The organism is Petrotoga sp. HWHPT.55.6.3 (genome assembly GCF_002895495.1).
Lineage (GTDB): Bacteria > Thermotogota > Thermotogae > Petrotogales > Petrotogaceae > Petrotoga > Petrotoga mobilis.
In genome coordinates, this window is the sequence record NZ_AZRJ01000015.1 from 1 (window position 1) to 12,633 (window position 12,633).

The following is a 12,633-nucleotide window of genomic DNA, read 5'->3' on the forward strand; positions in this document are numbered from 1 at the left end:
TGCGGGGCGAAGGGGCGCAAAAGCAAGTTTTAGAATTTAGAAAGGTAGTATAAATAGTTTTAAAAGAGGGGGAAAAATTTATGATGGAAGACGTTCTTTCTTTCAAAATTGTGGATCAAGAATATGCTTTACCAATAGAGAATATAGAAAGTGTTGTTGATAAGACTGATGTAACACCCGTCCCAAATTCAAAATACTTCGTAGTTGGTTTAATAAATTTAAGAGGAAGAATAGTTCCCGTTATAGAATTAACTAAGATTTTAGGGATTGAAGTTCCAGAAGACCACATTTATCAAAATATCCTTGTTTTAAAAATAAATGAAGAGGAAATAGGAATGTATGTAGATGAAGTTGAAAACGTTCTTTCCATCGATCCTGAAAAGTTGGAAAAATTCCAATCAAAAGAGTCAGTTTATTCAGATAAAGTTAAAGGCGTTATAAAGATAGAAAACAGATTGATAGTATATCTTGATTTAGAAAGTATCTTAGAGGCCGAGTTAGAAAAGTAAAAATTTTAAAGTCTTCGGAGGTGTTTTAATGGCTAAAACTGTCTTAATAGTGGATGATGCTGCATTTATGAGAATGATGTTAAAAGACATATTAACAAAAGCAAATTATGAGGTGATAGGGGAAGCTAGCAATGGTCAAGAAGCGGTTGAGAAGTATCAAGAACTGAAACCAAATTTTGTGACTATGGATATAACTATGCCCATTAAAGACGGTATTCAGGCTATAAAAGAGATTAAGAAAATAGACCCTAGCGCAAAGATTATAGTATGCAGTGCAATGGGACAACAAGCTATGGTTATAGAATCCATTCAGGCTGGAGCCAAGGATTTTATTGTAAAACCATTTCAGCCTAATAGAGTTATAGAAGCTTTACAAAAATTGGAGTAGTTTAAATGCCCACTAACTATGCAACTCCAACCAATAATTTAGTTAATGTGTCGTTTTGGTTTGTAGCCATAATTTTACTCATCATACTTCTTGCAGTGTTTTATTATATACTGGCTAAAACATTAAAACAGGGTCCAAAAAGCAAAGAAGTTAAGATGGTAAAAAAATACTATCTGGATAGGAATTTATACGTTGGAGTATTGAAAGTTTTTAAAGAATATTACCTTATTTTGGCTACTTCTAATTCCAGTGAAATAGTAAGAAAATTAGAAGAAGAAGAGGTTCAAGAAATTATGAACGAACATCCCAAATTTCTTGAAACCTTTTCAAATATATTGAAAAAAGATAAAATTTCAAGGGGAAAGGAAGAGGAAAAATTAGAAAAGTAAAAACGATAATAACTCTTATTCTTTTTATTCTGACTCTTAGTTTAATTTTTCCTCAAAATACTATTCAACTCCCAGGGGTAGATATACAAATAAATCCAAATGAAGAAGTTAATACTTTAACCCCGACGTTGACAATACTTTTAATCGTTACTGTTTTGTCCCTAGCCCCCGGGTTTTTAATGCTGTTTACTTCCTTTACAAGAATAGTTGTTGTGTTAAGCTTTTTGAGGCAGGCTATGGGTACTAGGCAAGCGCCTCCAAATCAAGTAATGTTGGCTTTAGCCCTCTTTTTAACGATAATGATAATGTTTCCCGTTTTTAATGGGGTGTACCAAGAGGCAATTATTCCGTACAACCAAAATGAAATTAGCTACGAAGAAGCTATACAAATTAGTTGGCAACAATTCAAAGATTTCATGATTTCAGAGATTGTGGCACATAAAAATGAAGATGATATCTATATGCTTTCATCTTCAATGAATATAGAGATAGATAACATCGAGGAAACCCCTTTTCAAATTCTGGTACCTGCTTTTGCAATAAGCGAGTTAGAAATTGCCTTTAAGATGAGTATATTGCTCTATTTGCCTTTTATAATAGTCGATATGGTGGTAGCGAGTATTTTGCTATCTATGGGAATGATCATGATACCTCCGATACTGATTTCTTTACCTTTTAAAATAATGATTTTTGTAATGGTAAATGGATGGGACCTCATAATTGGTGGATTAGTGAGGAGTTTTGTGGGAGGATGATCTCATGAGTGAAGAGGTACTAATTGAGATTTTTGAAAACGGTATAATGCTCTTTCTAAAAGTGGTCTCTCCAATTTTAATAATAAGTGTGGCTGTAGGATTGATTATCAGTATATTTCAAGCCGTTACACAGCTTCACGAGCAGACGTTGACATTTGCTCCTAAAATTATAATAACTTTTTTAGCGTTGGTTTTGATGTTCTCTTGGATAATGCAAAACCTATCAGATTTTTCATTCGAGTTATTCACTTATTATTTAGGGATGATTTAGTTGGAGTTGGAAAATTTAACATACCAACTATGGGTTTATTTTTTCATTTTTGCTAGAGTGGCTGGAATCACCTTTTTTATTCCTTTTTTTAGTACTACTTTTGTTCCCGTCCATATAAAAGTTTTTATAACGCTCTTTATTTCTTATTTGGTGTTATTTGAGGTTAACGGTACTTTTCCTATAAATTCATCGCCTTTAGTAATAATATTTTATTTGTTAATGAATTTTGTTTTTGGAAGTAGTGTGGGATTAATTGCTAATATTTTGTTTTATGCCTTTCAATTTGCAGGTGAAACGATAGGCATACAAATGGGATTTGCCATGGCAAATGTTTTTGACCCAGTAACTAGCGATGAAATCTCTTTAATTTCTGAGCTTTCATTTTTATTCAGTATGTTGCTTTTTTTTATCTTTAAAGGACCTTTAATTTTATACTCAATAATTATAGATTCCTTTAATAAAGTTCCCGTGGTTTTTACTCTAGCGCCTGATGGATTTATGGTTTTTTCTCAAAAATTATTCGATGTGTTCACTATAGGACTTCAACTTTCGATGCCTTTCATTGCATTTATGATACTTTTGAAAGTTGCTTTGGGAATAGTTTCTAGATTGATCCCGCAGGTTAATGTTTTTATGGTTGGTATCCCACTAGAAATACTGGTAGGATTTTTACTCTTTTTAGGAGTGATATTGATATGGGAAGATCAATTTACTACTCTATTCTTTCAACTAATAGAATGGATAAAGAATTCAATGATCCTTCTATTTCAATAAACCTTCAACTTTTTGCTGATCCAGATAAAACTGAGGATCCTACACCTAGACGCTTAGAAAAAGCTCGGGAAGAGGGAAACATTCCCCAATCTAATGAATTCAATATGGCTGTAAGTTTTTTGTCAATTTCACTTTTTCTGTGGATAATATTTGAGCCCTTACTTAACGATATCTTTAAAGTATTTCATGATTATTTATCTTTAGATTTAGATTATTCACCAACAGATTTGCTTGGATATGAGATTACAGCACATATGAACTTATACATGAAATTGATACTGTTTTTTGTTGTTGCCGTTGTAGTTTCTACCCTTTTGGGAATGATCCAAACCAAATTTTTGTTTACTTTTAAATCTTTAAAATTGGATCTGAGCAAGATAAACCCCATTAAAGGATTCAAAAGGCTATTTTCATTAAGATCTGTGGTGGAGCTTATAAAGGCACTTTTAAAATTAACCATATTAGGATTGCTAATCTATAATATAATAAAAGTCAATTGGTTTAAGATACTCTCTTTGGCAGAGGAAGAAACTGCTTTTTCTTTTAATGTGATTTTTGATTTAGTGATTAATGTACTGTTTCAATTAGGAATAGCCTTACTTCTTCTCAGCCTATTTGATTTTTGGTACCAAAGGTATGAATATAAAAAAGAGCTTAAAATGAGTAAGTATGAGGTCAAACAAGAACGAAAGGAAATAGAAGGTAACCCTGAAATTAAACAAAGGCAAAGAGAAATGATGAGAAATTTAGCAAGGAGTAGAATGATGCAAAAAGTCCCTGAAGCGGACGTTGTCATCACCAATCCTACTCATTATGCTGTTGCCATAGAGTATAATGCTGAAGAAATGCATGCGCCCATTGTTGTAGCAAAAGGAAAAGATGAAGTTGCATTTAAAATAAGAGAGATTGCTTTTAAACATAGAATCCCTATCTTAGAAAGACCTGCTTTGGCAAGAGAAATTTATGAGAAAGTTGATTTAAACGAAGAAATACCAGAAGATTTATACACCTTAGTTGCAGAGGTACTGGCTTACGTCTACAACCTCAGTTATTAATTCATTGGGGGGATAGCAATGAATTTTACTAGAATAAAAGGGTTAGATGCAGTAATATCCATACTTATTGTTGGAATAGTTGTGTTGATGGTAATACCTATTCCTACGTTTTTGCTAGACTTTTTGCAACTTTTAAACATAATCGTTTCGATAATGATTTTATTGGCTACATTATATTTGAAAAGGGCATTGGATATTTCTATTTTCCCATCTTTGTTATTAGTTATGACTATCTTTAGGTTGGCGTTGAATGTTTCTTCTACTCGTTTGATACTCTTAAACGGTAAAAATTTCGAAGGAAAAGTTGTTAGAGCCTTTGGAGACTTTGTTGTTGGTGGAAATTATATTGTGGGAATCATAATCTTTTTGATACTCGTTATAATTCAATTTCTCGTAATAACTAAAGGAACAGAAAGAATATCGGAAGTAGCCGCAAGGTTCACTTTGGATGCCATGCCTGGTAAACAGATGAGTATAGATGCTGATATGTCTTCAGGGTTGATTAACGAAGAAGAAGCTAGACAAAGAAGAGAAGACATACGAAGAGAAGCCGACTTCTATGGTGCGATGGATGGAGCTAGTAAATTTGTGAGAGGGGATGCAATAGCCGGTTTGATAATAACCCTCATCAATTTAGTTGGAGGTTTATTAATTGGGATTTTACAGCAGGGACTGACGATCGCTGAAGCAGCAGAAGTATTCGCCTTACTCACCGTTGGTGATGGACTAGTTGCTCAAATTCCTGCGTTGTTAATTTCAACCTCTGCGGGTATGATAGTTTCAAGAGCCGCTTCAAAAGATAATTTTGGGGTAGATTTAATAAGACAACTTACTTCTGATACAAGGGTTTTAAATATAGCAGGTGGAATAATAATATTTTTAGGTTTGTTAACACCAATCCCAGTTTTTCCATCTTTGATTTTAGGAGGAGGTTTACTTTTTGTAGCTTATGCGAATAAAGCTAACGAAGGCCAGCTAGCTTACGAAACAACAGGTTCTAGTGGTGGAGGGATTGGAAGCTCAACTGCACCAAAAGCTGAAAAAAGAGGTGTTTCTGGCGGTTTTTCACCACCTCTTACAACTCCAGAAGAAGTTTCAGAAGTTTTACAAGGGGATACAATTGAGGTAGATATTGGTTATGGATTGATACCTTTAGCTGATCCCGATCAAGGTGGAGACCTCTTAGATAGGATAACCGTTGTTCGAAAACAATTAGCTTATGAATTGGGTATAGTAATCTCTCCTATTCGAATAAGGGACAGCGTTCTATTAAGTTCGAACGAATACGTTATTAAATTGAAAGGCGTTGAAGTTGGTAGATTTGAGTTGATCCCCGATAGACTTCTGGCAATAAACTCGGGTATGGCTTCAGAAGAATTGCCTGGTATAAAGACAAAGGAGCCAGCCTTTGGGTTGACAGCTTTTTGGATAGATGAAAGTTTAAAAGAGGAGGCTATAGAAAAAGGTTACACAACTGTTGATGCCCCCAGCGTTTTCGCCACTCACCTTTCCGAAACCATTAAAAAATATGCCCATGAAATTATTGGAACCAAAGAAATAGAAATATTGATAGATGGATTGAGAGTTAATTATGCTAATCTAGTAGATACCTTAATTCCAACGATGCTAAAAATGCATGAACTAAAAAAAGTTTTAAGTGAACTATTGTATGAAAGGGTTTCGATAAGAAATCTTTCTTTAATTTTTGAAAGTTTGATAGAAGCAGTTGATAAATACGGTAACAATATCGAGAACTTAGTAGAGTATGTTAGAAGATCATTGGGGAGGCAAATAGTTGAAAATTTAAAATCTGATGATGGAGAATTACACGTCACCGCACTGGATCCAACTATAGAGAAAAAATTAGCTGAATCGATAAGGGAAGCCGATTCGGGAAGGGTTATTATACTCGAACCAGAATATTCGAATATTTTGGTACAAAAAATATCTAAATCTCTGGAAAATATGATGATGAAAGGTTTTAACCCTATATTGATTTGTTCTAAAAACATAAGATATCCGTTTGCCAGATTTACATTAAAATTTATACAAAACATCAGTATTGTAGCGTATGAAGAGATACCCTCGGACACTTCTCTAAACGTGAATGAGATAGTGAAAATAGAAGGTGAAAGATCCAATGCAAATTAAAAAACTTACAGTAAAAACGATTTCTGAAGCAATGGAAAAGATAAGAAGAGAATTTGGAGAAGATGCCTATATTTTAGATACAAAAAAAGTAAAAAAGGGTGGCTTCTTTGGAATTGGTGGAGAGAAATACCTTGAAGTAACTGTTTTGAGTGAGGAAAACAAAAATCCCGAATACAAACCTCAAAAATCGAAAAAATCTACACAAGAATCTGATAGTACCTATACGCTAAACGATCTAATAAAAAGGAATACACCCGAATTTTATAGAAAAAAAGAAAGAGAAGAAAAAATATCAGCACCTTCGTATTTTAAAAGTAATAAAGAACCTAATTATAAGGATTCGAAAGACGATTTAACAGAGTTTATAAAAACGAGTAGAGAAATATCCTCTAAGATAGACAAAAGTGCTGAATCATTTTATCGTCAACACATTGAAAGGGAACCTTCTGAAAGTGAGATCAAAGATAGTCTGAAATTACAAGAGTTGATGAATATGGTTGAAAAGTTGAATAAAAAAATGGAAGTGAACAATCTTTATCTTCAAGATATAAAAGATAAGCTATACGAAAAATCGTATTCAAGAACTTTCATTGAGTCCTTTTTAAACCAATTGAACGATTTAAAAGTTGAAGAAAATTGGAAAAATCAAGAAATTATAAGAACCAGATTTGAAAAGAAACTTTATCAAAGCTTTGAAATTTTAAATTTTGGTGATGTAAAGAATAAAGTTATGTTTATAGGTCCCACAGGAGTGGGAAAGACGACAACATTGGCAAAAATAGCCGCTAACTTAAAAAAAATGAATAAAAAAATTGCATTAATTACAATCGACACGTACAGAATAGCTGCAACTGACCAGCTAAAAACTTATGCAGATATATTAGGTATTTCTCTTAACATTTGTTATACCCCGTCTGACCTTAAAATTGCTGTGGAATCACTTTTGAATTTTGACGTAATTCTAATAGACACAGCCGGAAGAAGCCATAAGAACAACTTACAGATGGGTGAACTCAAAGTTTTTAAAGATGTAGTTAACCCTGATTACAATATAATGCTAGTATCCTCCAACACCAATTGTGAAGATATGATGCATATTTACGATAATTTTTCTTATCTAAAACCCAACGCATTAATTTTTACAAAGATGGATGAAACGTCATCACATGGGCAATTATTTTCTTTTCTGGAATATTCTAAATTACCTTTGTTGGGGATAACAGACGGTCAAAGAGTTCCTGAAGATTTGAAATTTCCTTCTAAAGAATGGCTGACCCATGCAGCAGTGGAGGAGGTATTTAAATGAACCGAATATTTTCAAATCAAGCAGCTGGTTTAAGGGAAGATTTTTCTAACATACAAACGAAAATTATAACAGTTGTAAGTGGAAAGGGAGGAGTAGGCAAGTCGGTATTGTCAGTGAATATCGCTGCTGATTTAGCCACACATGGGAAACGAATACTTTTATTTGATTCTGATGCCGGTTTCGCAAATGCGTCTATTTTGATGGGAAATACTGTAAAGGTTACGTTGAGCGAATATATGAAGGGAAATGTAACCTTCAATGAGTGCGTTCAAGACACAGAGTATGGCGTTAAGATAATCAGTAGCGGTTTTGATTTCACAGATTGGAAGATCTTTCAAAATAATTTTACCGATTCGATCATGGATGAATTTTTAAATTTGTTGAAAGAAGTTGATTTTTTTATAATAGACGTAGGTGCAGGTTATTCTGAAAAACTCAATAATTTTTATCTAAATTCAGATACGATATTTCTAATAACTGTTCCCGAACCGACTGCTGTAGTTAACGCTTACACCCTGCTGAAAGCTTTGTCTGTTTTGAATGTAAATGGGGAAATAGAGTTAATTCTAAATATGATCAAAAATAAAAACGAAGTGGAGATGGTTAAATCTGTCTTAAGTAGAACTGCAAAAAGGTTTTTAAACAGAGAAATAAATAACTTCCATGAAATTTCTTACGATGAAAATGTTCATATGAGTGTGAAGAGACAGATACCTTTAATTTCATTGAAAGAAAACAGTAAATTTTCGAAAGATATAAAAAAGATAACTTCCAATATATTGAATATCGAAACTTCTTCCCATACCAATTTTACACAGAGATTGAAAGAGATGTTTGGAAAAGACCATTGATATTCGGTTGATGGGGCCCCAGTTTCCTTCCTTAGAAGGGCGGGCAGCGGGGCGAAGGGGCGCTGTAGAATAGATAGAAAAGGAGTTTAAGATGTCTGATTTTGTCGAAAAAGTAAGCTCAAAGAATGTTTTATACACTAATATGCCTTTGGATTTGGAAATTCAAGAAAAAGGAATTCAAGGAGTCTATAAAAGTATCCTATACGAACACGACTTCAGCAGCAATCTAGCAAAAATTGGAATGCCTATTTTTAAAGGGGCTTATCTGCAAATTTTTCGAGGTACCAATCTAAAAGTAAGAGCATACTCTTCAAGGGCTGTTTATTTATTCAAAAGCAAAGTTTACAGCAGTGGAAAAGAAGGAAGTATCAGATACCTTATTATAAATATTCCTGAAACAATTGTTAGAGTACAAAGAAGGCAACATGCCAGGATCCCTGTTTCTGAAGAAGGTACCTTTTGTTTCAAAGAAGACCTAGAAAATAGTGAAAGTGAGGAGAACATTCAACCAACAAAATATCGGTTTATGACTAAAGATTTCAGTGCAGGAGGATTGGCTATCGTTACCTCTAAAGAGATGAAAGTCGGACAAAAGATAATAATAAATTTAGCATTAAAAAATGAGATCAGACTTGAAAACATGGAATCCGAGGTTGTTAGGTCTATTGGAAAAACTACAAGTGGTGAATACATTTATGGAATTAAGTTTTTAAACTTAACAAGAGAAAAAGAAGAAGAGCTGGTGAGGTTCGTTTTCAAATTAGAGCGGGAGTCATTTAAAAAGATTTGATACAGTACCTTTTTCATAACAAAAAGGGGGAAGTTTAATGTCAATCTATGATGAGATTAACGAACAGAAATTGGATGCATTGAAGGAATTAGGAAACATAGGTGCAGGTAATGCGGCGACAGCTATTTCAACCATGTTGAACAAAAAAATAGATATCACAGTTCCCTCTGCTGAAATTTTGCCGATTTCAGAGTTATGGGAGGAGTTTAGTGATCCTGAGGATATAACAGCCGGGTCAATGGTAGAAATTGGTGGAGAGCTTCATGGGGCGATTTTGTTTCTGCTAGGAACTGAAGAGATGAAAAATATTTTAGAGTTGTTAATGCTCCCCCGACCACAAGACTTAACCCAAATTGATGAAATGACCTCTTCAGCCATAGGTGAAATTGGTAATATTATGTGTAGCTCTTATATATCTGCGCTTTCGAATTTCACAGGTTTGAACATACATTCCTTGCCTCCAAAAATTACCGTAGATATGTTAACAGCTATAGTTTCTGAGTCTTCCCTCATGGTTACTGAAGGGAGCGATTTTGTAATTTTAATTAGAACAGAAATAAACATGGAAGAGTATGAAGGGAACGTAAAAGGCTTCTTGATATATTTATCAGACGAACAAAATATTTTAAAATTATTAAAATCCTTAGGAATGGGGACGAATAATGACTGAGAGCAAGAAAAAAATAATAGGAATTGGTGAATACATCGTAGATAAAAATCCAGCTATTTTGGTAACATTAGGGTTAGGCTCGTGTGTAGCCGTTTGTTTGCGAGATAAGAAAAACCTCATTGGAGGGTTAGTCCACGTCATGCTTCCTGAAAGTAGAGATAATAAAAAAGATCAAAAGATCGGTAAATACGCAGATACAGGGATAAAAGCAATAATAGATGGAATTATAGATTTGGGTGGAAACGTTAAATATCTGGAAGCTAAGATAGCAGGGGGGGCAGCTATGTTCCAAAATTCGAATAATTCTTTGAATGTTGGAGCCAAAAACGTTGAAGCCGTAAGACAAATTTTGAAAGAAAACGACATAAAAATAATTTCTGAAGATACAGGAGGAAATAGAGCTAGAAGTGTTGAATTTAACATCGCTAATGGAGAATTAAAAGTTAAGAAGGTCGGCGGGGGAGAAAAAGTTGAAATCGCAGTAATTTAAGGTGGCAAATATATGAAATACAAAATTAATGAAGAACAACTGGTAATGGAGTTTTTGCCAAAAATAAAGATTATAGCTTTGAATCTGAAAACCACTTTACCAAAAAATATAGAATTAGAGGATTTGATTCAGGAGGGGATTATTGGATTACTTCAATCATATAAAAGATACAACCCGGAAAAAGGTACTTCCTTTTACACCTACGCTCTAAAAAGGATAAAAGGTTCAATGTATGATTATCTGAGGAGAATAGATTGGCTTCCAAAGGACGTTCGAAGTTTAGTAAAAAAGTACGAAGATTTGATTTACGAATGTAAAGATAATGAGTACATAGACGATAATTCAGTGGCAGAAAAACTTCATATTGAAAAAAATGATGTAGATAAAATAAAGTTCTCCTTGAGCAAAAGGCAGATTCTTCAATTGGATGAGTACTTTTTAAACAATGAAGAAGATACCTGGCTTGAAGATATACAAGAAGAAAACGACCCTGAAATACTGGCTTATAAAGATATGTTACATGATAAATTAACAGAAAGTATCGAGAAATTGGAAGAAAGAGAAAAATTGATACTTTCTCTATACTATAACGAAGGCTTAACCTTTAAAGAAATAGGAAGTGTTTTAGAAATAAGTGAATCACGGGTTTCCCAGTTACACTCAGTAATATTGGTGAAATTAAAAAAGATGATTCAAGGAAGTGAATAAATATGGCTTCACTTCATGAGTTACAAATATTAGTGACCAAATCTATAGATGTAGCAAACAATGTCCAGGCGATATCTCATTCTTATGATGCAGCTAAAAATATGTTGCTAGTTAAACAAGCGAGTGAATATTCTCAAAACCTACAAAAAAGGATAAAGAGTAAAGATCAAGTTGAAAAGAAAAATGTTGATAACAAATCATCCAGCGGGGGTTTTTCTCAGAGATCCCAGAGTACTGAAAACAAAAATAGTGTAAAGAGGCTTGTAGTGGATGAGTACAGAGGTAAACTTTTGGATTTAAGGTTATAAGTATCTATCCTTATGGGTGGGGAAGGAGAAATAAAAATTATGTTAGGTTATTTTTCAATATATAAATCAGAAGACGAAATGTTTTCAGGTGGATTATTGATTCTCAATGAAAACGGTATCCCTGTTTCCTTTAAATACACAGAACCGATAAAACCTTCCAAAATCCAAAAAATAATTTATGGATCGAACCTAAAAAATTATTTAGCCTTTCAGATACTAAGTAGCGAAGAATTATACTCACCTCACGATGTGGACTTAATACTAACGGACGACAGCGATCTAATAAATTATATTGATATTGACAAAGTTATAATGTATATAATGGAAGTAAGTAGTGATAAAGGCTTTGAAGTTAAAGAAAAAGAAGGTATAATTCCCATAAATCAAAATTCTAGCTTAAGATTTTATTCTTCGAAAGTTCTAGATTCTCTTACGTTGAAGAAGCTTAAATCCTACATAGAGATTTTTGATATCTTTGAACCATTTACTCGATTAAAAGAGGCTTTGGTGTATATATGTTCCTCAAAAGAAAAATAACTATCAATCAAGTTAATCTTTCATTGTATACCCCTATAAATTCCGTGCCTTTCCAGAACGTAAGTTTTCAACTTCTATCTTCAAAAACCCAAAACCTAAAAATAAAAACCATTGGTATTAACGAGTTGGTAAAGATAACAGAACTCCCATGGGGCGAAGGGGGAATTAACTTTATTGAAGAAATAGATCACTTTTTACCAAAAAAAATAAATAATTTTGATTTTATTAAGATTAGTATAATTAAAAATTCTTCTTTATCTGGTATAAATATAAAAGAGAGTGAAATTAAGATGGGAGTCAGCTTAATAAATGTTCCAATGCCAACAGGTGCAATCCCAAATACGACAAAAATGATAGAATTTAAGATTAAAGAAAGTGTCCCTCAAAAAATAGTAGTTAAACCAATTAGAAAGGCTTTAAAAAGACCTGTTTCAAAGGAATACATCTTACAGTTAGCCCAAGAAATTGTATCATCAAAAAAAATGCAAAAGATAAAGCTTTCGTTCTTAGGTTTTTGTATTAAAGTTCCCATAGCAGAAGAGATAAATTACTATTGGAAAGGTGAAAAATTAATATGTTTTCTCAAAAATAATAAAGCAGACATTACTGACTACCTTGATTGTGCCGTTTTTCTCGATTCTGAAACCAATAAGAAGTATTTGAAGTTTATCAGGAGGTAAC

17 protein-coding genes are annotated in these 12,633 nt (G+C 33.2%); all 17 read left to right on the plus strand.

The genetic code is table 11. The features are described 5' to 3' along the window. Window positions 1-80: 80 nt before the first annotated feature. On the plus strand, window positions 81-509 hold the full coding sequence (locus X926_RS05965) for a chemotaxis protein CheW (protein ID WP_233186695.1): 429 nt from the start codon (window positions 81-83) through the stop codon (window positions 507-509). Window positions 510-537: 28 nt separating this feature from the next. Continuing rightward, complete coding sequence (gene cheY, locus X926_RS05970) at window positions 538-897, plus strand: chemotaxis protein CheY (RefSeq protein ID WP_103065396.1); 360 nt, start codon at window positions 538-540, stop codon at window positions 895-897. A gap of 5 nt (window positions 898-902) precedes the next feature. Further along, window positions 903-1,286, plus strand: coding sequence for a hypothetical protein (locus tag X926_RS05975; protein ID WP_103065397.1), 384 nt, complete (start codon window positions 903-905; stop codon window positions 1,284-1,286). Then, window positions 1,274-2,041 carry a flagellar type III secretion system pore protein FliP gene (gene fliP, locus X926_RS05980; protein WP_369973683.1) on the plus strand — a complete coding sequence of 256 codons (768 nt, stop codon included), beginning with the start codon at window positions 1,274-1,276 and terminating at the stop codon, window positions 2,039-2,041. The genes X926_RS05975 and fliP overlap by 13 nt, the downstream gene beginning before the upstream one ends. Before the next feature lie 4 nt (window positions 2,042-2,045). Beyond that, window positions 2,046-2,312: a flagellar biosynthesis protein FliQ gene (fliQ, locus tag X926_RS05985; RefSeq protein ID WP_012209198.1), complete on the plus strand. Its 267-nt coding sequence runs from the start codon at window positions 2,046-2,048 to the stop codon at window positions 2,310-2,312. A gap of 6 nt (window positions 2,313-2,318) precedes the next feature. Then, complete coding sequence (fliR, locus tag X926_RS05990) at window positions 2,319-3,086, plus strand: flagellar biosynthetic protein FliR (RefSeq protein ID WP_158245206.1); 768 nt, start codon at window positions 2,319-2,321, stop codon at window positions 3,084-3,086. Continuing rightward, window positions 3,008-4,141, plus strand: a complete 1,134-nt coding sequence (flhB, locus tag X926_RS05995) for a flagellar biosynthesis protein FlhB (RefSeq protein ID WP_233186697.1) — start codon at window positions 3,008-3,010, stop codon at window positions 4,139-4,141. Before fliR ends, flhB begins: the two co-directional genes overlap by 79 nt. An 18-nt stretch (window positions 4,142-4,159) precedes the next feature. Then, window positions 4,160-6,292, plus strand: coding sequence for a flagellar biosynthesis protein FlhA (gene flhA / locus X926_RS06000; RefSeq protein WP_103065400.1), 2,133 nt, complete (start codon window positions 4,160-4,162; stop codon window positions 6,290-6,292). Next, window positions 6,282-7,598 carry a flagellar biosynthesis protein FlhF gene (gene flhF, locus X926_RS06005; protein ID WP_103065401.1) on the plus strand — a complete coding sequence of 439 codons (1,317 nt, stop codon included), beginning with the start codon at window positions 6,282-6,284 and terminating at the stop codon, window positions 7,596-7,598. The genes flhA and flhF overlap by 11 nt, the downstream gene beginning before the upstream one ends. Beyond that, on the plus strand, window positions 7,595-8,449 hold the full coding sequence (locus X926_RS06010; protein WP_103065402.1) for a P-loop NTPase: 855 nt from the start codon (window positions 7,595-7,597) through the stop codon (window positions 8,447-8,449). Before flhF ends, X926_RS06010 begins: the two co-directional genes overlap by 4 nt. A 91-nt stretch (window positions 8,450-8,540) precedes the next feature. After that, window positions 8,541-9,239 carry a flagellar brake protein gene (locus tag X926_RS06015; RefSeq protein ID WP_103065403.1) on the plus strand — a complete coding sequence of 233 codons (699 nt, stop codon included), beginning with the start codon at window positions 8,541-8,543 and terminating at the stop codon, window positions 9,237-9,239. 37 nt (window positions 9,240-9,276) lie between these two features. Further along, a complete protein-coding gene (cheC, locus tag X926_RS06020; RefSeq protein ID WP_012209205.1) occupies window positions 9,277-9,909 on the plus strand; it encodes a CheY-P phosphatase CheC in 633 nt (210 codons plus the stop codon). Continuing rightward, the gene (gene cheD, locus X926_RS06025) at window positions 9,902-10,399 is read left to right on the plus strand and encodes a chemoreceptor glutamine deamidase/glutamate methylesterase CheD (RefSeq protein WP_103065404.1); all 498 of its coding nucleotides are present in this window, start codon (window positions 9,902-9,904) and stop codon (window positions 10,397-10,399) included. The genes cheC and cheD overlap by 8 nt, the downstream gene beginning before the upstream one ends. Window positions 10,400-10,411: 12 nt before the next feature. After that, a complete protein-coding gene (locus tag X926_RS06030) occupies window positions 10,412-11,107 on the plus strand; it encodes a sigma-70 family RNA polymerase sigma factor (RefSeq protein WP_012209206.1) in 696 nt (231 codons plus the stop codon). A gap of 2 nt (window positions 11,108-11,109) precedes the next feature. Next, on the plus strand, window positions 11,110-11,415 hold the full coding sequence (locus X926_RS06035; RefSeq protein WP_012209207.1) for a hypothetical protein: 306 nt from the start codon (window positions 11,110-11,112) through the stop codon (window positions 11,413-11,415). A 39-nt stretch (window positions 11,416-11,454) separates the two neighbouring features. Further along, window positions 11,455-11,952, plus strand: a complete 498-nt coding sequence (locus tag X926_RS06040; protein WP_103065405.1) for a hypothetical protein — start codon at window positions 11,455-11,457, stop codon at window positions 11,950-11,952. After that, window positions 11,931-12,632 (plus strand): hypothetical protein, encoded by a 702-nt coding sequence (locus X926_RS06045; RefSeq protein ID WP_103065406.1) that lies wholly within the window; start codon window positions 11,931-11,933, stop codon window positions 12,630-12,632. Before X926_RS06040 ends, X926_RS06045 begins: the two co-directional genes overlap by 22 nt. The last annotated feature ends 1 nt before the right edge of the window (window position 12,633 follow it).

Coding starts and splice junctions, on each gene's coding strand:
- X926_RS05965 (WP_233186695.1), top strand. CDS start 81: ATGATGGAAGACGTTCTTTCTTTCAAAATTGTGGATCAAGAATATGCT.
- cheY (WP_103065396.1), top strand. CDS start 538: ATGGCTAAAACTGTCTTAATAGTGGATGATGCTGCATTTATGAGAATG.
- X926_RS05975 (WP_103065397.1), top strand. CDS start 903: ATGCCCACTAACTATGCAACTCCAACCAATAATTTAGTTAATGTGTCG.
- fliQ (WP_012209198.1), top strand. CDS start 2,046: ATGAGTGAAGAGGTACTAATTGAGATTTTTGAAAACGGTATAATGCTC.
- flhB (WP_233186697.1), top strand. CDS start 3,008: ATGGGAAGATCAATTTACTACTCTATTCTTTCAACTAATAGAATGGAT.
- flhA (WP_103065400.1), top strand. CDS start 4,160: ATGAATTTTACTAGAATAAAAGGGTTAGATGCAGTAATATCCATACTT.
- flhF (WP_103065401.1), top strand. CDS start 6,282: ATGCAAATTAAAAAACTTACAGTAAAAACGATTTCTGAAGCAATGGAA.
- X926_RS06010 (WP_103065402.1), top strand. CDS start 7,595: ATGAACCGAATATTTTCAAATCAAGCAGCTGGTTTAAGGGAAGATTTT.
- X926_RS06015 (WP_103065403.1), top strand. CDS start 8,541: ATGTCTGATTTTGTCGAAAAAGTAAGCTCAAAGAATGTTTTATACACT.
- cheC (WP_012209205.1), top strand. CDS start 9,277: ATGTCAATCTATGATGAGATTAACGAACAGAAATTGGATGCATTGAAG.
- cheD (WP_103065404.1), top strand. CDS start 9,902: ATGACTGAGAGCAAGAAAAAAATAATAGGAATTGGTGAATACATCGTA.
- X926_RS06030 (WP_012209206.1), top strand. CDS start 10,412: ATGAAATACAAAATTAATGAAGAACAACTGGTAATGGAGTTTTTGCCA.
- X926_RS06035 (WP_012209207.1), top strand. CDS start 11,110: ATGGCTTCACTTCATGAGTTACAAATATTAGTGACCAAATCTATAGAT.
- X926_RS06040 (WP_103065405.1), top strand. CDS start 11,455: ATGTTAGGTTATTTTTCAATATATAAATCAGAAGACGAAATGTTTTCA.
- X926_RS06045 (WP_103065406.1), top strand. CDS start 11,931: ATGTTCCTCAAAAGAAAAATAACTATCAATCAAGTTAATCTTTCATTG.